We start from the raw sequence: 17,997 nt of genomic DNA, 5'->3' as shown, positions 1-17,997 counted from the left end.
GTCAGAACAACGACGGCTTACCATTAGACAATAAAAAAGCCTCCGAAGAGTAATGCCAGTCAGTTAAGCAAAAAAAGTTAAAATGCTGTAAAAAGAGCGTATGTAAATACGCTCTTTTTTTATGAATTTATCTCAGAATCTAGATTTAACATTAAAACAAACCCTACCTTCACTTTCACAATTCAGTGAATTGATTGATTTAAACTGGATTGAAGATTGCTTAGACCAAACAGGTAAAGCATCAATTCGAAAAAGAAAACTGCCTGCTGAACATGTTGTTTGGCTGGTAATCGGACTTGCTCTATTTCGAAATCAACCGATTTGGTATGTGGTTCAACAATTGCAACTTGTTTTCGGTACGGCAGAATACTGTGTACCGAGTGCATCCGTACAAGCAAGACAACGCTTAGGCTTAGAACCCATGAGTGCTTTATTTTCGACATTAAGTCAGGCATGGTTTAAAGACTCACAACAACAATATAGCAACTTTCACGGTCTATGCGTTTGTGCTGTAGATGGTGTGGTTTGGTCTATGCCTCATACAGAAGAAAACTTTAAGCACTTTGGTTCATCCAAAGGCAAAACAGCAGCTGCACCTTACCCACAAGTTAGAGCGACTTGCCTGGTGAATACCAATACCCATGAAATGATTGATGCCCAAATGGGTAGTATGGATCAAGGTGAATTAACCTTAGCCAGTCAATTAAAAGCACCAGTTCGCAGTATTACCCTATTTGATCGTGCTTACTTCTCTGCTGATTTTTTAGTGAGCTGGCAATCTCAGGCAGAAGAGAGTCATTGGTTGATGCGAGCAAAGGACAACCTGCGTTATGAAGTGATTCATCATAATGCGGCCCATGACTTTCAGATCAAAATGCCTGTTTCAGCAAGAGCAAAAAAGATAAATCCGTCATTGGGTGACTATTGGGAAGCACGTTTAATTGAAGTTGAATATGCAGGAAAAATAAGACGTTACATTACATCATTAACAGATTCTAAAGTTTATCCATTCAAAGACCTTGCAATGCTTTATATCCAGCGTTGGGAAATAGAAATGTGTTATCGGGAAATTAAAAGTGATTTACAGGATGCAAGGATTTTAAGAAGCAAACAACCTGATTTGGTCTATCAAGAATTGTGGGGGGTATTTATTGCATATAATATCTTAAGAAGACAGATGAGGTTTATCGCTGAACATGCAAAGGTGAGTCCTTTAAGGATCAGTTTCCATATTGCATCTATGAGTATTATCAATATCTTAAGGCACACACCTTTAGAATCAGCAGGAAACCTACCCAAACATTTAGCGCAATTATTTGAACAATCTAAAATATTTGTATTACCTGAAAAAAGGCAAAGGCAATGTCCGCGAGTAGTGAAAATTAAAGCACAAAAATATCCAAGAAAATGCCAGTCAATTTCTTAACTGACTGGCATTACTCCGAAGAGGCTTTTTTAAGCTAGACAGGATTAATCACCTGTATAACCTTTTAACTTTAAACGCGCTGCGTGTAGAAGCGGCTCGGTATAACCTGATGGCTGCTCACCACCTTTGAAGATCAGGTCAGATGCTGCCTGGAATGCAATATTGTTGGCAAAGTCAGCAGACATTGGCGTATACAATGGATCATTGGCATTTTGCTCATCCACAATTTTCGCCATACGTTGCATGACTTCTTCTACCTGTTCACGACTTACGATACCGTGACGCAACCAGTTCGCAACGTGTTGTGAAGAAATACGTAGAGTTGCACGGTCTTCCATTAAACCGACATCATTGATGTCTGGCACTTTAGAACAACCTACACCCAAATCTACCCAACGAACCACATAACCTAAAATACCTTGACAGTTATTTTCAAGTTCTTTGGTTTTTTCTTCTTCAGACCAGTTGGTGTCTTTCGCCAATGGCGGTGTCAACAAATCATCTAGAGATAAAGGCTGAGTCGACAATAGTTCTTGCTGACGGTCTGCAACATTAATCTGGTGATAGTGAATCGCGTGGATCACCGCACCTGTAGGTGATGGAACCCATGCACAGCTCGCACCCGCTTCAGGATGTTCAGTTTTGGTTTTGTACATGTCAAGCAGCATGTCTGGCTTTGGCCACATGCCTTTACCAATCTGTGCTTTACCACGTAAACCCGCTTGCAGACCGATCATCACGTTACGGTTTTCATAAGCTGGGAACCAGATTTGGCCTTTTACTTCGCCTTTACGAACGAATGGACCAGCTTCCATAAAGGTATGGATTTCATCGCCGGTACGGTCCATGAAACCTGTATTGATGAAGATAGTACGATCTTTGGCTTGTGCAATACAGTTCTTCAAGTTCACAGAAGTACGGCGTTCTTCATCCATGATCCCGATTTTTAAAGTTTTTGCAGGTAAGCCAAGTGCCTGTTCGGCACGTTCAAACAATTCAACGGCAAATGCTACTTCTTCAGGACCATGCATTTTCGGCTTAACGATATACATTGAACCTTGACGCGAGTTCTTGATCGTGTTTTCACCTTTGATGTCTGCGAAAGACAACAATGGCGTAACCAGTGCATCCATGATGCCTTCATAGATCTCTGCGCCATCTACCAGAATCGCCGGGTTTGTCATTAAATGACCAACGTTACGCAGCAACATCAATGAGCGGCCATGAACTTTAGTTTCACCACCTTCTACATTTTTGAAAGTGCGGTCTTCATTCAGTTTACGGGTAACAGTTTTACCGTTTTTCTCAATAGACTCTTCTAAAGTACCTTTCATCAGGCCTAACCAATTACGGTAGCCTTCCACTTTTTCTTCAGCATCAACGGCTGCAATCGAGTCTTCCAAGTCCTGAATGGTCGTAACTGCCGCTTCAAGAACGACGTCTTTTACGCCTGCTGCGTCAGTTTGACCAATCGAACTATTGGCATCAATCTGGATGATTGCGTGCAAGCCATTATTTTTAAGTACGATTTCAGTCGGTGCTGAAGCTTCGCCATTGTAACCAACGAATTTAGCGGCATCTGCCACAGTTGTTTTTGAACCGTCTTTTAGGGTAACAACCAGTGCATTAGCTTCAACTGCGTATTGAGTTGCGTCTGCGTGCGAACCTTGTGCCAATGGGAAAGTTTCGTCGAGGAAATTCTTTGCAAATGCGACAACTTTTTCACCACGTTTCGGGTTATAGCCTTTGCCTTTTTCCGCGCCATCTTCTTCAGAGATGACATCGAAACCATAAAGTGCATCGTACAAAGAACCCCAACGTGCGTTTGCAGCGTTCAGGCAGTAACGTGCATTACGTACCGGTACCACCAACTGTGGACCTGCCAGTACTGCAATCTCTTCGTCTACATTTTCAGTGCTGATTTGAAAATCTTCTACTTCTGGTAACAAGTAGCCAATTTCAGTCAAGAAAGCTTTGTAAGCTTGTAATTCAAATGTGTTATTGCGGTGCCATTCATCAATTTTCGCCTGAATGTCATCACGCTTAGCCAAAAGTGCTTTATTTTTAGGGCTAAGATCAACAACGACTTGTTCAAAGTTTTTCCAGTATGTTTCGCTGTCTAAACCAGAACCTGGTAGTGCTTCATTTTCGATGAAATCGTAAAGTTCTTTAGCAATCGCTAACTTGCCTTTTTGAATACGTGCAGTCATTGTCTTTCCTGATATTGCTACTTTTTATACAAGAGATTCTAGTATACCGATTAAAATCTAGCTGAATAGTATTATCACATTGCTAAATACTGAGCATTTTTTCTAATATGAATACCCTCATAAACATATTTGATCTTTGTCAGTTGCAAATAGATATCATTCTGCTAAATACCTTAATGACAGTGTATAAAGTTTTCGAAATGTAGAAATTAGACTTAAGTTCAGATTTTCGAGTAAAAATTATGCATTCTAGTTATACACGATCATATTTAGATCAAGATTAAGCCATGTTTAATCAGGCTTGTCGATAATTTAAGTCCCTATTTTTATAAAAAAAGCGCTGGTAAATGACCAGCGCTTTTATGGTTACTCTGCGTTCACGGAGGCGATTTTCTCAATCTGGCGATGTTCAGAATTCAGGTATTCATCCGACTGCATTTCCAGCAAACGGGAACGGGTCCGTTCAATTTCAAAGGCCAGTTTTTCACCCTGGTAAATATCCACGATATTATCTTCTGAGGTTAAGAGTAACTTGACGCCGCGGTCATAAAATTCATCGACCAGATAAATAAAACGGCGTGTTCCATCATTCAGAAAATCGGTCAGGTGTGGCACATTGCTGACCAAAACCGTATTATAAATATTGGCGACTTCAATAAAATCAGCCGGACTACGTGGCTTTAAACACAGTTCAGAAAACTCGCACCACAACACATCTTCAGTATGTGAAACGGTTTCAACAATACGGTTGTTGATAATAATCGGCTCTTCAGAACAGGTCTGAGTCTGGGTCAAAGCGCTAAAACGTTGAGCAATCCAGTTTTTATGATCATGCGTTAACGGGAATTTAAACAATTGTGCCTGTTTTAGAACCCGTAGACGGTAATCGACTCCGGCATCAACATTTAAGACCACACAGTTTTTCTTGACCAGTTCGATGGTAGGCATAAAACGGTCACGATGAATGCCGTTTTTATATAAACCGTCCGGTGCGATATTCGAGGTAGCGACCAAGGTAATACCGCGTTCAAATAGCTTCTGGAACAGATCGCTTAGAATCATCGCATCCGTTACGTTGGATACAAAAAATTCATCAAAACAGATGATGACCGCTTCTTTATAAATCCGATCTGCCACGATATCTAGGGGGTTACGCTGTCCGGATAATTTGTTTAACTCACGATGCACATGCTGCATAAAATGGTGAAAATGCATCCGGGTTTTACGGCGAAACGGAATCGAATCGTAAAACTGATCCATCAACCAAGTTTTGCCACGCCCTACTCCACCCCACATATATACGCCTTTCGGAGACGTCTGACGGCGAAAGCGGCGAAATGCTTTTTTCGATGCCTTAAAACGCTGAATCAATTCCAGCCAGACACGATTCAGTTCATGTACTGCCATTGCCTGTGCTTCATCAGGCATAAACTGTCCCGAAGAGATCGCTTGTGCATAACGTTCTGCAGGAGAAATCGGACTAAAAGCGGTGCTGTGCTGTGAATTAAAATCGGACATAGAATTTCGTACTATTTGGGATCAATTTAATTATAGCGGAGTTTAATCAACACGCTATAACACTTTGGCATAAACTAGCTTAGGCTATTTTATATATTGCCGAGGACTTTGCCCAAACCAGCGTTTAAAGGCATGGTTAAAAGCGGCTGGCTCGGAATAGCCTAATAATTCTGCAATCATTTCAATCGAATACTGTTTGTATTCAATCAGTCGCAAAGCCTTATCTTTAATAATTTCTTCGCGAATCTGCTTATAACTGGTATCACATTGCTGTAACTGATGCCGCAAGGTTCGTTCCGGGATATTCAGCGCCTGTGCCGTTTCAGCCATGCTGGGCATCAGGCCGCTTTGGATCTCCAGATAATCCTGCACGCGCTGCACCACAGTCGGCGTCTGCTCATCCTGTTGCAAGCGTTCCAGTTCAGCCAGACATTTGGCTTCATAGACGGCAAAAGTCACCGCATCCGCAGAGGGAATTTTAATATCTAGCACTGCTTCATCAAACCAGAATGCTGCCCGAGATGCATCAAACTGTACCTGTGTTCCATAATAATCATGGTAGACCTTTAAGGTATTCAGATCTTCTGGATAGGCAAATGGCAACTCGATCCGCAAATCAGGTTTGGATAAGCCCATCAATTTGTAGATTTCCCGGATAAACTTAAACGTTCCGGAAATCTCTGCCTGTGCCAGCAACATTCTCAAATGATCATCCTGCTGCTTGGCTCGATAACATAGCGCGCTATGATGCTCGCTTTGCTGCAAGGCCAACTGACCGGTCAAATGCGTCAACTGCTGAAAACGGATCACCTGATTCAATGCATCACGTACCGTAGGACTGGTCACCAGCAACATGAGTAAGGGACCATAACCTGCCAAAGCATAATGCTGGCCAATCAATAATCCCTGTTCAGGTTGGATTTCCTGTCCCACCACCTTAAGCACATCATGTTCCAGACTCGGATGGATCACCGAGCTTGGATCAAAGGCATCTACACGCAGCCCAATGTTTTGCAGTTTCTGATCGACCTCCATGCCAGCCTTGCGCATTCCTTGAATCAAATACATCAGACTGAGAACAGAACGTTTCATAACCATACAAATACAATGTGATTATTCTAGTTGTACTATAAAAATAATGTGTCGGCTATTGCCGTTTAGATCAATTTTCTATCTAATCATCAAGGAGCAAATTACGATAAATATCCAACATTAAAATAAGTAAGGAATTTACTGATGCTAGATTATGCCACCGCTACACGTTCCCATCCCCATACTAAAGTTGCCATTATTGGAGCTGGTTTCGGAGGGATTGCCATGGCAATACGTTTACAACAGCATGGTATTTATGATTTTATTATTCTTGAAAAAGGTAGCGATTTTGGCGGAACCTGGCGGGACAATCAGTATCCTGGAGCAGCCTGTGATGTGCAATCACATTTATATTCCTTGTCATTTGCACCGAAAAGCAATTGGTCCAAACGTTATGCGGAAGCACCCGAGATATTTTCTTATATTCAGGATCTGGTGACCGATTATAACCTGCGTGCTTTTTGCCGTTTAAATACCGAAGTACTGGCAGCACATTACCAGGCAGAACGCTGTCTATGGCAATTACAGCTACAGGATCAAAGTATCCTTGAAGCCCAGTTTGTTATATTCGCTTCCGGACCTTTACATATTCCGCAAATCCCACATATTCCTGGTATTGAGAAATTCCAAGGTAAAGTCTTTCATTCTGCGCAATGGGATCACGCTTATGATGTGACTGGCAAAAATGTCGCATCGATTGGGACAGGTGGCAGTGCCATTCAATATATTCCGGAAATTGCCCCACAATGCAAACATCTGTATGTCATGCAACGTACTGCGGCTTGGGTCATTCCTCGTGATGAACGTGCCTACCCGAATCTTGAAAAGAAACTCTTTAAAAAATATGACTGGTTTAGAAAGCTACACCGTGCCCGCCTGTATTGGTCAAATGAATCGCGTGTGGTACCGATTGTCAAACCGGGCATTATGAAATTCACCCAAAAACTGGCAGAACTATTCATTAAATATGAGGTCAAAAACCCTGAATTGGCCAAGAAACTAACTCCCGATTACATCATGGGCTGCAAACGTATTCTGGTTTCAAATAAATACTTCCCGACGTTTAACCGCCATAATGTGGAACTGGTGACCGAGAAGATTCAGGAACTGACTGAACACAGTATCATTACACAAGATGGAAAAGAGCGGCCGATTGACTGTCTGATTTATGGCACCGGATTCATTACCGATCCACGTATCTATATGAAGAATTTTCAATGTACCGGGCTTGATGGCGTAGAGTTGAATGAAATGTGGAAACAAGGTGCTGAAAGCTATTATGGAATTTGCGTGAAAGACTTTCCAAACCTGTTTCAGTTACTGGGGCCAAATACCCTATTGGCACACAACTCTGTCATTTTTATGATTGAGGCACAAGTTGAATATATTTTGCAATTGATGCAACTGGTCGATCAATCTCATAGTGACGCCATCATGGTCAAAGACCAGGCACAGAATGCATTTAATCAGCAGGTGCAACATATGTTTGAAAAGACTGTGTGGCAATCTGGCTGTGTCAGCTGGTATCAGCAGGAAGGCGGCAAGAACTTTGCCTTATGGCCAACTTATACCTGGAAATACTGGCTCAAAACAAAAAAGCCAAATGCCGCAGATTATCGATTATTGAATAAAGTCGCCTAAAAGCTTTTTACCATCTGACATCAAGCGGTGGCATAATTTAAAGGTAATTTTTTCAATTCATTAAACTTATGCAATCGCTTTGGCTTATCTTTCAGCTTCTATTCTGTCTAGCACTCGGTTTTGCGATGGCAAAACGAATTCCGCTTTCGATTATTAAAATCTGTTTCAACCTATTGCCCTATTTTAGCTATGTTTTATTGATTGCGATTGCCTTTGAATTTTCACAATTGGTAGATGAATTACAGCATCCCCTACAGATTTTGAGTACGTCGATCAGTATTGCCTTTCTGACTTCGCTCGGTGCTTTTGCATTTTGCTATTTACTATTTAAATGGGCAGGTTCTCTTCCGAGTTCAGGTCGGGTATCCGTCGATCTAGTAGTTAAATCCTTGCTGAACATGAGTTATGCTTTTTTGGCTCTCGCAGGCGGATATTGTTTACATACAGGCTTGAATCTGTTTGATCTATCCTTGCAAATCAGCACCTGGCATTTGTTGCTAGTATTTATGTTCATGATTGGCCTGGATCTGGCTTATTCACCTTTAGATCGTTCCTGGTTAAATTTTAAAATTCTCCTGGTACCAATCGGTTGCATCTTCGGTTCATTATTCGCGGTCATGCTTTATTCATTCTGGAACACCGACATCAGTCTGAAAGATTTGATCATGCTGTCACAAGGCTATGGATTTTACTCAATGTCAGGCGTTGTCGTGACAGAACTCAGAAATGCAGAACTCGGCAGTATCGCCCTGATGAATGACCTGTTTAGAGAAATTTTTGCCATCTTACTGATGTATTGTATGGGTTGGAGATATCCAAGATCGGCCATTTCCGCAGCGGGTGCAACTGCGATGGATGTGACTCTGCCGATGGTTAAACAAGCCTGCGGGCATGATTTTATTCCACATGCCATGGTCAGTGGTTTTATTTTGTCACTGTTAGCACCAATCATGGTGAGTATACTGGCAGCGATTTAATAACTTTATCACTTTCTCAATCTCACTAAATTCCTCTTTTATAAAGAGGGACTCTCCTCCCTGGGTAATTTTTAAAGCAGAATTTTAAAACGAAGCACAAGCAAGGGGCCGGCAGAGCTGACTAAAAACTTAAATCAATATCACTTAAGGCATCGCCTACTGTTTCAATAACATCCGAAGCGAGACTGATGGCATCAGATGCCAAACTGACCACATCGATCCTCGCTGTCCGATCTGCTGAGCTTGCCTGCTTTTGTTGCTATTCTTGTTGCTTAAGCTGTTCTGCCTGTTGAATATTTTGAATCACGTCATTCTGTACTTTTTCTAATTGTGGTTCAGATGAAGTCATCATTTTTCCTTTTTATTTTATAACCATTTTTTCAATATATAAAAAAAGCCTTTCGACTGAAAGGCTTTTTGTCATTCAAACCGTATTAAAGCGTTGCCAAAATATCTTTCAAAGTCTGACGCATATTTTTAGACTGGGTAATCGGGCGACCAATTACCAGATGTGTTGAGCCATCTAGCATTGCCTGTTTCGGTGTCACAATACGTTTCTGGTCATCTGCATTCGACCCTTCTGGACGAATGCCGGGTGTCACTAATGCAAAGTCTTTTCCAATCGTTTCACGTAACATTTTCGCTTCTTGAGCTGAGCAAACCACCCCATCTAGACCACTGTCTTTTGTCAGTTGTGCCAGACGTTTTACATGCTCATTTGGCTCAATATCCAGACCAATATCTTTCAAGTCTTCACGGCCCATTGACGTCAATACAGTCACTGCAATCAACTGAGTTTTATAATTACCCGCTTGCAAACGCTCTACACAGGTTTCCATCATCTTGCGGCCACCTGAGGCATGCACATTGACCATCCACACACCCAAATCTGCTGCCGCGCATACTGCCTGTGCTGTTGTATTTGGAATATCATGAAATTTCAGATCCAGAAATACATCAAAGCCTTTATCTTGAAGTGCTTTGACAATAATTGGACCTTCATGGGTAAATAACTCTTTACCAACTTTAAGTCGACACAAGGCAGGATCTAACTGTTCTGCAATGGCTAAGGCATCAAATTGGCTTTTGGCATCTAGTGCGACGATGATACTCAAGAGATTACCCCTTCATATAGGCAAAAAATAAGCCCATTATAATGGGCTTTGATTTTCATTGGTAATATCTAATACAGTTTTTTCATGCCGGGTATGGGCTGCTGCTTCAGCGGCCATTAACTTGGCTGTATTCAACTGTTCCTTACGTAGATGTTCAATGTCTTTACGCAGTCGTTTTATTTCCCAATTCGTCTGAAAAACCCGGAAGATCTGAACGCCCAATAACAGGCCCAAAACGACACCTAAAGATAACGTGAGGAGAAGTAATAATCCCAGGCGCATTGCGGGAACTTGAGTAAATAACAAGTCCACTGACAATTCGGTACCGTTTTGCAAAACCAAAGCTAATGAATAACCAAACAGTACCAATAAAAGAATGACCAGAACGTAACGCATGAACACCCCGCAAAATATTTACAATTATTTTTGTGCAGACTCGTTCACAGCGTCACGAAGTGCCTTGCCTGGTTTAAAGTGCGGAACTGCTTTTGCAGCCACTTCTACTGATTTACCAGTTTTAGGGTTACGACCTACGCGCGGTTCACGGTGATGCAATGCAAAACTACCAAATCCACGAATCTCGATACGATTGTCAGTTGATAATGCTTCTATCATTTGATCAATCATAATTTTAACTGCTTCTTCCACTAAAGGCTCAGCCAAATGCGGATTTTTTAACGCAATACGCTCTATTAAGTCAGACTTATTAAGTGCTTCAGTAGTCATCTGCGACCTCTTTAATTATCAAGCTACTTGGGATCTATTTCCCGATAATAACCTGTTTAAATACAAAACGGTAGCGCAATAATTAAATACTACGCTACCGTTTACAGTATTTGTATAAAAAGTATTAGTTAACTTACATTAACAATACAATTCAAACGCTTACTTAGTTGCCCATTTGAGCTTTAATCAGGTCACCAATCGTCTTAGGACCATTGTCTTGACCAGCAGGAGCTGTTTTCAAGTTAGCAACTGCTTCTTTCTCTTCAGCTTCGTCTTTCGCTTTGATAGACAAGTTGATTGCGCGAGATTTACGATCTACGTTGATGATCTTCGCTTCAACTTCTTGACCAACTTCAAGGAACTTAGTTGCATCTTCAACGCGATCGCGGTTGATTTCAGATGCTTTCAGAGTCGCTTCAACTTCGTCAGCTAACTTAATAGTAGCGCCTTTAGCGTCAACTGCAGTTACAGTACCTTTAACCAACGCACCGCGTTCGTTAGCAGCAAGGAAGTCATTGAACGGATCGTTGTTCATTTGCTTGATGCCAAGGCTGATACGGTTGCCTTCAGCGTCTACAGAAAGGATAACCGCTTCAACAGTGTCGCCTTTCTTGTAACGACGAATCGCTTCTTCGCCTTGTTCGTTCCAAGAAATATCAGACAAGTGAACTAGACCGTCGATACCGCCTGGTAAACCGATGAAGATACCGAAGTCAGTGATAGATTTGATCGTACCAGAAACTTTTTCGCCTTTGTCGTGGTCTTTAGCAAACTCTTCCCATGGGTTAGCACGAGTTTGTTTGATACCAAGAGAAATACGACGACGTTCTTCATCAACTTCAAGAACCATAACATCAACTTCGTCACCAATCTGAACAACTTTAGATGGGTGGATGTTTTTGTTCGTGTGATCCATTTCTGAAACGTGTACTAAACCTTCAACGCCTTCAGCGATTTCAGCGAAACAACCGTAGTCAGTCAGGTTAGTTACGCGCGCTTTAACGATTGAACCTTTAGGGTAACGGTTCATGATCGCTAACCATGGATCTTCGCCAAGTTGTTTAAGACCTAGAGAAACACGGTTACGTTCGCGGTCGAATTTAAGTACTTTAACAGTAACTTCTTGACCCACTTCAACAACTTCTGAAGGGTGCTTGATGCGTTTCCAAGCCATGTCAGTGATATGAAGAAGACCATCAATACCGCCAAGGTCAACGAATGCGCCGTAGTCAGTAAGATTTTTGATCGTACCAGTAACTGTTTGACCTTCTTCAAGCTGAGCAAGAAGAGCTTCACGGTCAGCTGAAGATTCAGCTTCCATAACAGCACGACGTGAAACAACAACGTTGTTACGTTTAGCGTCAAGTTTGATTACTTTGAATTCTAACTCTTTGCCTTCTAAGTGAGTAGTATCACGAATAGGACGAGTATCAACTAAAGAACCTGGAAGGAACGCACGTACTGGACCGATGTCAACAGTGAAACCACCTTTAACTTTACCAGAGATAACACCAGTAACGATTTCGCCGTCTTCAAAGATTTTTTCAAGTTTAGTCCAAGTTTCTGCGCGTTTAGCTTTTTCGCGAGAAAGAACTGTTTGACCCATACCGTTGTCAAGTGCTTCAACAACTACGTCTACAGTGTCGCCAACTTGAACTTCAAGTTCGCGCTGTTCATTTAAGAACTCAGCACGGTCAACAACGCCTTCAGATTTAAGGCCAGTGTCAACAGTTACCCAATCAGAGTCAATGCTTACTACAACGCCTTGGATAACTGCACCCTTTTCAACGTTGAGGTTTAATTCGCTTGCTTCAAAGAGGGCTGCAAAAGATTCGGTCATGATATTTCCGATAAAGTCAGCGGTCTTGGATCAGACAAGGCCGGTTTAATTAAGCATCTACATAGTCCATATAAAACTGATCAAGCTATGCGTTTGCTGATAAAATTGGGTTAGTTTGCTAACTGCTGATCCACATAAGTGGTCATCAGCTGGAATACTTCATCGATATTCAAATCTGAACTATCGATAATGTAAGCATCATCCGCAGGCTTGAGTGGAGCGACAGTGCGTTCCATATCTCGTTTATCGCGAGCGATGATATTAGCTAAAATGTCGCTTATTTTAACATCCAGCCCCATGCCCTGCAACTGCTTTACACGTCTTTGCGCACGGGATTCAGCCGAGGCCGTCAAATATATTTTTGCCTGGGCGTTCGGGAAGATACTTGTCGCCATATCGCGTCCGTCTGCTACCAGACCCGGTGCCTGCGCAAAGGCATGTTGGCGTGAAACCATCGCTGTTCTAAGCTCAGGAATTGCTGCAACTTTTGAAGCAAACTCTCCTACCCGTTCAGTGCGAATAGTTTGGGACACATCTTCACCATCCAGCCACACCTGCACTCCAGTGTCGGTACTGACAAACTGGATATCTAAATTTGTTGCGATTTGTACGCATTCTGGCAATTTCGTGTCTAGAGAATCCAGCAAATCATGGTGATGCAATGACAAACCCAAAAGGCGGTATAAAGCACCAGAATCCAATAAGTGAAACTGATAATGTGCAGCCAGTTTCGCTGCTAACGTGCCCTTGCCAGACCCACTTGGACCATCAATGGTAATAATTTGAACTGTCATTGCTTTCCCGTTGTTGTTTAAACAGATTTTGCGAGTTTTGTCAGGCCTAGTTTAATCGCTGCCTGTAACTGTGCAAGGATTAATTTACTCACAAAAGGCGCACGTGCCTGCAATTCAATCGTATAAGTTACTAGCGTTTTGTCATCAGCCAGTGCTTCAAATTCAATAATACCCAAATGATGCTTGATTAACGGATTTTTAATAATCTGGTATTCGATGCGATTATTTGGCTCGAACAAGGTAATTTGTTCTTTCAGCGGCTTTATTGGCCCCATACCCATTGCACGTACCGAACCGAGTCCATCAGGATGTTCAGCATCCGCAGAATCCTTGATTCGTTCGACCTGCATCGGTGCGAAGGCAATATTATAGGTGTCATGCTTGGACATCAAATTAAAGACATCATCAAGCGCTGCCGGAAATTCTTTTTTTACTTGAATGCTGTTCATTATTGTTCCTGAAGATTGCAGATATTTGAAAGTAAGCAAATTTTAGCGGATAAAGCAGATTTATTTCTGCGTATTTAATAACTTTTCTTGTAACTTGAGTTCTCGTTTCTGCTCGCGGCGCAACTTAAAAAATGCACTGAGCTGTTCAGAACATTGCTGCTGCATGCAGCCTGCCTGGAAAGGAAATACGTGATTATAATAACCGGTTTCAAACAGTTGACGCGCACTCACCAGTGAACCTGCTTTCGCTTCAAATGCGCCAAATACTACCCGTGAAACCCGTGAATGCACCAGCGCACCAACACACATGGTGCACGGCTCTAAAGTCACATAAAGCACTGCATCATCAGGTAAACGATAATTCTGGATGTTTTGACAGGCATCACGTAGTGCAACAATTTCAGCATGCGCAGTCGGATCATTCAACGAGATGGGCGCATTAAATCCCTGACCAATGATCTGATTCTGACTGACGATAATTGCCCCGACGGGGATTTCTCCCTGTGCAGCAGCAAGTGCAGCCTGCTCGTAAGCACGCTGCATCCAGTATTCATCTGTAAATTGTGTTTCGGACATTGAGGCTTAAATCACACCATAATGCTTGAGCAGCTCATTCCAGCTTTCAATAGTCGTAACTGGAGGATTTCCAGACAGGATACCTTTTAAGCTCATATCTACACCTTTTTTCCACTCAGGACTAAGGTCTTTATCGACCAGACGCGCTCGCACTCCCTCGACAAAATCATGATGACGGATTTTCCAGTCAGAAATTTGAACGGCTTTGTTGCACAAAGATTTGAAATGCAAAGCGCCCCTAATTGAGCCAAATTTAAGGCGTAACTTGGGTAAGTGGTCGACCTAATTCCGTAAATCTGTTGAGGACTGCTACACGTGCATGAATTTCATTCACCTGACTAGGAAAGCTTCTTGCCATTAATTTATCGCCTAATAATTTGATGCAATGCATCTTGGTTTCCACCAAACTGCGCCGATGATAGCCTGACCATTTTTTCCATAATGTCCTGCCTAAACGTTTAACTGTTCGAAGTAATTCATTTCGCTCTAGCGAGCTACTCTTTGTATCTTTCCATGGTTTCGCATTTTTTCTAGGTGGAATCACCGCATGTGCTTGCCGATCTGCAATGACCTGACGGCATTGCTTGGTGTCATAAGCTCCATCGGTATAAACAGAGTCAATCTGCTCATCTTGTGGAATCTGATTAAGTAAATCACCAAGCACCTGTGAATCACTGACATTATTGGTTGTGAGCTGAATAGCGCGTATTTGTAGGGTTTTGGCATCTATACCAATATGTAGTTTACGCCATTGGCGACGATATTCAGCTCCATGTTTCTTGCGTTTCCATTCGCCCTCACCTAGAAACTTCATGCCTGTAGAGTCTACGAGTAGATGCAGCCCATCGCTACTTTTTTGGTAGCTGATTGCAATATCAATATGCTTTTGTCTTCTACAAAGCGTACTGTAATCTGGTGCGGTCCAATTTAATCCGCAAAGTTTAATCAGACTTTGCACAAAGCCAGTGACCATACGTAAAGATAGACGGAATAAGGATTTAATCATTAAGCAGCATTGGATAGCTGCGTCGGAGTAGGTTTGATTTCGCCCTTGTTTGCCTTTTGATGGAGCATACCATTGCGTAGCAGGATCAAACCAAATGGCAATATTTCCGCGACTCATGAGTGCTCGGTTATATGCGGGCCAATTGGTTGTGCGGTAGATTTTGTGTGTAGGCTTCTTCATTTGAAAATTATATCGCTGAAAAAGCCTTTACAGATAGGTTTGTGCAACAAAGCCAATTTGAACTTCCAGCTCGAAAACTTCATTCCAGGAATGTACCTGCTTACCCCATTGCCATAATAGCCAGGTCAAGGCTGCGGTAGTCGGCGAACCTTTTTTCAGGTTTTCACTGGCCTGACGCAACCAGTCACTACGCGCATCACTCAGGCCAATAATCGACTCATAATCATGCTCAAAGTTGATACCACGGCAAACACTATGAATCACATCCAAGGAGTTTTGCAGCGGTCCTGGGCCGACTGGACGGTGCATACTATTCAGGGTATCATCAATGGCACGAAAGTCACCTGCAGGATAATGCTCCCAGTCGATATTAATGACTTTATCCAAAACTGAATCACGCTGTGCATCACAAATATGCGTTGCCCAGCCAATCCCATAAGCGCCCGCAGCGGTCATGATCGAACCGGTCAAGCCAGTAAATAGACCAATCGCACCACGATCTGCTAAGAAGCGGGTTGCACCCACGTCTGGATACAAACCGATATTAATTTCAGGCATGGCCAAACGTGAATAGGGCGTCACTAAACGGAAAGGCGCCGCCATAAACAGCCCCAAGCCGCCGCCCATCACATAACCTTCACCCCAGACTAAAACGGGTTTGGCATAATTATGCAATAACAGATCAAGTGCATATTCTTGCTCAAAGAATTTATTGGCAGTCGCGACTTCATCATTAATCACTAACTGACGCAGTTTACGCACATCCCCACCCGCACAGAACGCTTTCGGTGTGGTTGAATCCAGCCAGATGGCTTTTACACTGTCATCATGATGGAAATCCTGAAATACTTCCAGAAGTGCGGAAGCGATCGATTCATCCAGCGCATGCAAAGATTTCGGGCGATTTAAACGAACGATACGCCAACCATTGTGCGCTTCTTCAACAATCAAATCTGGATGATAATGTTTAGTAAGGGGAGAATATTTCATGCGTCCAGCTGCCAATCTATAGGCTCAATGCCATGTTGTTTGAGGTAATTATTCGATTTCGAAAATACTTTGCAACCAAAAAAACCACCACGGTTTGCGGCCAAAGGCGATGGATGTGCTGCCTTTAACACGAGATGCTTGTTTTGATTAATGCGCTGTCCTTTACGCTGTGCGTATGCGCCCCAAAGAATAAAGACAATATGTTCACGCTGTTCATTTAATACATCAATGACGTGATCGGTAAATTCTTCCCAACCGCGCTTTTGATGCGAAGTCGGCTGACCTGCTTCTACGGTCAGTACTGCATTTAACAGAAGCACACCCTGCTCTGCCCAATGCGTCAAGTCACCATGCTTCGGTCTTTCAACCCCAACATCAGCATGTAACTCATGAAAAATATTACGCAAAGATGGTGGTAATGCAACCCCCTTTTGCACGGAAAAGCTTAATCCATGCGCCTGATTTGGGCCATGATAAGGATCTTGCCCCAAAATTACCACTTTTACCCGATCTAGCGGCGTGATATTTAACGCATTAAAAATCAGATGATTGGGAGGATAAATGATTTTATCTGCTTTTTTTTCTTCAACGAGAAATGCTTTTAATTCATCCATTTTAGGACTGAGCAAAAATTCACTCAATCCATATTTCCAGCTTTCATCCAGCTGAACTTTATTCAGCTTGGCCAGTTGCTGTTCATTTAAAGACATTCTTCAATCCTAAATCTATGTCAATGGATTTAAAGTCACGCAGACTTTAAATCTGTACCTGTAAATCTACTGTAGGGTTATGAAATGGTGTGCCCTGTTTGAGCTTGGCAAACATGTCCGGATCTGTCCATTCAGCCTGCACTTGTTCAGAGAACTCAAGTTGCTCCAGACTAAGGATGCCCATTTGTTCATTTTGAATATCTTCTAAAAAGCTTTGTGCATAGCCGGTGTCGGTTTCATGCACAATCACAGAATAGACTTCGACATCGCCTTCACCATTTTGAGTCACGGTCGATGCCAGCACCTGCTGTGCCAGAAAGAAGAAAATACGTGAAAACTGTTCTGCTGATGGCGATACCGGCAAAGACACCCAGCGCGCACTGAAATTCTTGCAGGCCTGAATATATTCCGGATCGTCATTTTGCCAAAAGCAGATGGCATGATCGAAAGAATCAAAGAAATCCTTAATCACACCTTTAAGCAGACCAAAGTCATAGACCATTTGACCATGATCTAGCTTCGAGGCTTTTAGCAATAACTCGACTTTATAACTATGGCCATGGATCGAACGCTTACAGCGATCTGACGTGCAGTTACGCACAATATGAGCATTCTCAAACTTAAATAACTTACGAATTAACATATGCCGTAATGTCGTCAAAAAATAGGTGAATTAATTTTGATTATAAAGCAAAAGTAAAGCTTTGAGGATTAATTTTGCTGTTTAGCATGATAGGGAAAAGGCAT

The 17,997-nt window shown here is 42.3% G+C and carries 16 protein-coding genes and 2 pseudogenes; 3 read left to right on the top strand and 15 right to left on the bottom strand.

What is annotated here, in order from left to right:
- Positions 1 to 121: 121 nt before the first annotated feature.
- Positions 122 to 1,426 carry an IS4 family transposase gene (locus PYW33_RS05710; RefSeq protein ID WP_004282307.1) on the top strand — a complete coding sequence of 435 codons (1,305 nt, stop codon included), beginning with the start codon at positions 122 to 124 and terminating at the stop codon, positions 1,424 to 1,426.
- Positions 1,427 to 1,470: 44 nt separating this feature from the next.
- Here PYW33_RS05710 and PYW33_RS05705 read toward each other — a convergent pair whose 3' ends face one another.
- The 3 genes from PYW33_RS05705 to PYW33_RS05695 all read right to left on the bottom strand — a co-directional run bounded on the left by PYW33_RS05705 (position 1,471) and on the right by PYW33_RS05695 (position 6,246).
- Positions 1,471 to 3,636, bottom strand: a complete 2,166-nt coding sequence (locus tag PYW33_RS05705) for a malate synthase G (protein WP_004645449.1) — start codon at positions 3,634 to 3,636, stop codon at positions 1,471 to 1,473.
- 366 nt (positions 3,637 to 4,002) lie between these two features.
- On the bottom strand, positions 4,003 to 5,154 hold the full coding sequence (zapE, locus tag PYW33_RS05700) for a cell division protein ZapE (RefSeq protein ID WP_004645450.1): 1,152 nt from the start codon (positions 5,152 to 5,154) through the stop codon (positions 4,003 to 4,005).
- 84 nt (positions 5,155 to 5,238) lie between these two features.
- A complete protein-coding gene (locus tag PYW33_RS05695; protein ID WP_004645451.1) occupies positions 5,239 to 6,246 on the bottom strand; it encodes a helix-turn-helix domain-containing protein in 1,008 nt (335 codons plus the stop codon).
- Positions 6,247 to 6,390: 144 nt separating this feature from the next.
- Here PYW33_RS05695 and PYW33_RS05690 point away from each other — a divergent pair, with 144 nt between their 5' ends.
- Positions 6,391 to 7,887 (top strand): flavin-containing monooxygenase, encoded by a 1,497-nt coding sequence (locus PYW33_RS05690; protein WP_004645452.1) that lies wholly within the window; start codon positions 6,391 to 6,393, stop codon positions 7,885 to 7,887.
- Positions 7,888 to 7,955: 68 nt separating this feature from the next.
- The gene (locus PYW33_RS05685; RefSeq protein WP_004645453.1) at positions 7,956 to 8,864 is read left to right on the top strand and encodes a LysO family transporter; all 909 of its coding nucleotides are present in this window, start codon (positions 7,956 to 7,958) and stop codon (positions 8,862 to 8,864) included.
- 434 nt (positions 8,865 to 9,298) lie between these two features.
- Here the strand turns inward: PYW33_RS05685 and pyrF are convergent, their stop codons facing one another.
- The 12 genes and pseudogenes from pyrF to PYW33_RS05625 form a co-directional block, all read right to left on the bottom strand.
- Complete coding sequence (gene pyrF, locus PYW33_RS05680) at positions 9,299 to 9,979, bottom strand: orotidine-5'-phosphate decarboxylase (RefSeq protein WP_004645455.1); 681 nt, start codon at positions 9,977 to 9,979, stop codon at positions 9,299 to 9,301.
- 36 nt (positions 9,980 to 10,015) lie between these two features.
- Positions 10,016 to 10,375 carry a lipopolysaccharide assembly protein LapA domain-containing protein gene (locus PYW33_RS05675; protein WP_004278852.1) on the bottom strand — a complete coding sequence of 120 codons (360 nt, stop codon included), beginning with the start codon at positions 10,373 to 10,375 and terminating at the stop codon, positions 10,016 to 10,018.
- Positions 10,376 to 10,399: 24 nt separating this feature from the next.
- Positions 10,400 to 10,705 carry an integration host factor subunit beta gene (locus PYW33_RS05670; RefSeq protein WP_004278853.1) on the bottom strand — a complete coding sequence of 102 codons (306 nt, stop codon included), beginning with the start codon at positions 10,703 to 10,705 and terminating at the stop codon, positions 10,400 to 10,402.
- A 163-nt stretch (positions 10,706 to 10,868) separates the two neighbouring features.
- Positions 10,869 to 12,545 (bottom strand): 30S ribosomal protein S1, encoded by a 1,677-nt coding sequence (rpsA, locus tag PYW33_RS05665; RefSeq protein ID WP_004645456.1) that lies wholly within the window; start codon positions 12,543 to 12,545, stop codon positions 10,869 to 10,871.
- A gap of 110 nt (positions 12,546 to 12,655) precedes the next feature.
- The gene (cmk, locus tag PYW33_RS05660; RefSeq protein ID WP_004645457.1) at positions 12,656 to 13,339 is read right to left on the bottom strand and encodes a (d)CMP kinase; all 684 of its coding nucleotides are present in this window, start codon (positions 13,337 to 13,339) and stop codon (positions 12,656 to 12,658) included.
- Positions 13,340 to 13,356: 17 nt separating this feature from the next.
- On the bottom strand, positions 13,357 to 13,788 hold the full coding sequence (locus tag PYW33_RS05655; RefSeq protein WP_004645458.1) for an SRPBCC family protein: 432 nt from the start codon (positions 13,786 to 13,788) through the stop codon (positions 13,357 to 13,359).
- 60 nt (positions 13,789 to 13,848) lie between these two features.
- Positions 13,849 to 14,364: a tRNA adenosine(34) deaminase TadA gene (gene tadA, locus PYW33_RS05650; protein ID WP_004278860.1), complete on the bottom strand. Its 516-nt coding sequence runs from the start codon at positions 14,362 to 14,364 to the stop codon at positions 13,849 to 13,851.
- A 6-nt stretch (positions 14,365 to 14,370) separates the two neighbouring features.
- Positions 14,371 to 14,562 (bottom strand): annotated as a pseudogene (locus tag PYW33_RS05645) (enoyl-CoA hydratase/isomerase family protein); the annotation flags it as partial.
- A 55-nt stretch (positions 14,563 to 14,617) separates the two neighbouring features.
- Positions 14,618 to 15,550 (bottom strand): IS5-like element IS17 family transposase, encoded by a 933-nt coding sequence (locus PYW33_RS05640; protein ID WP_000743272.1) that lies wholly within the window; start codon positions 15,548 to 15,550, stop codon positions 14,618 to 14,620.
- A gap of 54 nt (positions 15,551 to 15,604) precedes the next feature.
- Positions 15,605 to 16,540, bottom strand: a pseudogene (locus PYW33_RS05635) (enoyl-CoA hydratase/isomerase family protein); the annotation flags it as partial.
- Positions 16,537 to 17,250, bottom strand: coding sequence for a uracil-DNA glycosylase (ung, locus tag PYW33_RS05630; protein ID WP_004645460.1), 714 nt, complete (start codon positions 17,248 to 17,250; stop codon positions 16,537 to 16,539). The gene ung and the pseudogene PYW33_RS05635, both read right to left, overlap by 4 nt.
- Before the next feature lie 46 nt (positions 17,251 to 17,296).
- Entirely contained in the window at positions 17,297 to 17,893 is a 597-nt protein-coding gene (locus PYW33_RS05625; RefSeq protein ID WP_004278864.1) for a 6-pyruvoyl trahydropterin synthase family protein, read from the bottom strand.
- Between the last annotated feature and the right edge of the window lie 104 nt (positions 17,894 to 17,997).

Source organism: Acinetobacter lwoffii, assembly GCF_029024105.1.
GTDB classification, from domain to species: Bacteria; Pseudomonadota; Gammaproteobacteria; order Pseudomonadales; family Moraxellaceae; genus Acinetobacter; species Acinetobacter lwoffii.
Note: the sequence above shows the minus strand (reverse complement) of the source record. Positions and strands in the feature narration are given on the sequence as shown.

What these genes read in the sequence shown, in the direction of transcription:
- ung (WP_004645460.1), bottom strand. Translation starts at nt 17,250, where the DNA reads ATGTCTTTAAATGAACAGCAACTGGCCAAGCTGAATAAAGTTCAGCTG.
- PYW33_RS05640 (WP_000743272.1), bottom strand. Translation starts at nt 15,550, where the DNA reads ATGAAGAAGCCTACACACAAAATCTACCGCACAACCAATTGGCCCGCA.
- rpsA (WP_004645456.1), bottom strand. Translation starts at nt 12,545, where the DNA reads ATGACCGAATCTTTTGCAGCCCTCTTTGAAGCAAGCGAATTAAACCTC.
- PYW33_RS05670 (WP_004278853.1), bottom strand. Translation starts at nt 10,705, where the DNA reads ATGACTACTGAAGCACTTAATAAGTCTGACTTAATAGAGCGTATTGCG.
- PYW33_RS05710 (WP_004282307.1), top strand. Translation starts at nt 122, where the DNA reads ATGAATTTATCTCAGAATCTAGATTTAACATTAAAACAAACCCTACCT.
- cmk (WP_004645457.1), bottom strand. Translation starts at nt 13,339, where the DNA reads ATGACAGTTCAAATTATTACCATTGATGGTCCAAGTGGGTCTGGCAAG.
- PYW33_RS05655 (WP_004645458.1), bottom strand. Translation starts at nt 13,788, where the DNA reads ATGAACAGCATTCAAGTAAAAAAAGAATTTCCGGCAGCGCTTGATGAT.
- tadA (WP_004278860.1), bottom strand. Translation starts at nt 14,364, where the DNA reads ATGTCCGAAACACAATTTACAGATGAATACTGGATGCAGCGTGCTTAC.
- PYW33_RS05625 (WP_004278864.1), bottom strand. Translation starts at nt 17,893, where the DNA reads ATGTTAATTCGTAAGTTATTTAAGTTTGAGAATGCTCATATTGTGCGT.
- PYW33_RS05685 (WP_004645453.1), top strand. Translation starts at nt 7,956, where the DNA reads ATGCAATCGCTTTGGCTTATCTTTCAGCTTCTATTCTGTCTAGCACTC.
- PYW33_RS05705 (WP_004645449.1), bottom strand. Translation starts at nt 3,636, where the DNA reads ATGACTGCACGTATTCAAAAAGGCAAGTTAGCGATTGCTAAAGAACTT.
- PYW33_RS05675 (WP_004278852.1), bottom strand. Translation starts at nt 10,375, where the DNA reads ATGCGTTACGTTCTGGTCATTCTTTTATTGGTACTGTTTGGTTATTCA.
- zapE (WP_004645450.1), bottom strand. Translation starts at nt 5,154, where the DNA reads ATGTCCGATTTTAATTCACAGCACAGCACCGCTTTTAGTCCGATTTCT.
- PYW33_RS05695 (WP_004645451.1), bottom strand. Translation starts at nt 6,246, where the DNA reads ATGAAACGTTCTGTTCTCAGTCTGATGTATTTGATTCAAGGAATGCGC.
- PYW33_RS05690 (WP_004645452.1), top strand. Translation starts at nt 6,391, where the DNA reads ATGCTAGATTATGCCACCGCTACACGTTCCCATCCCCATACTAAAGTT.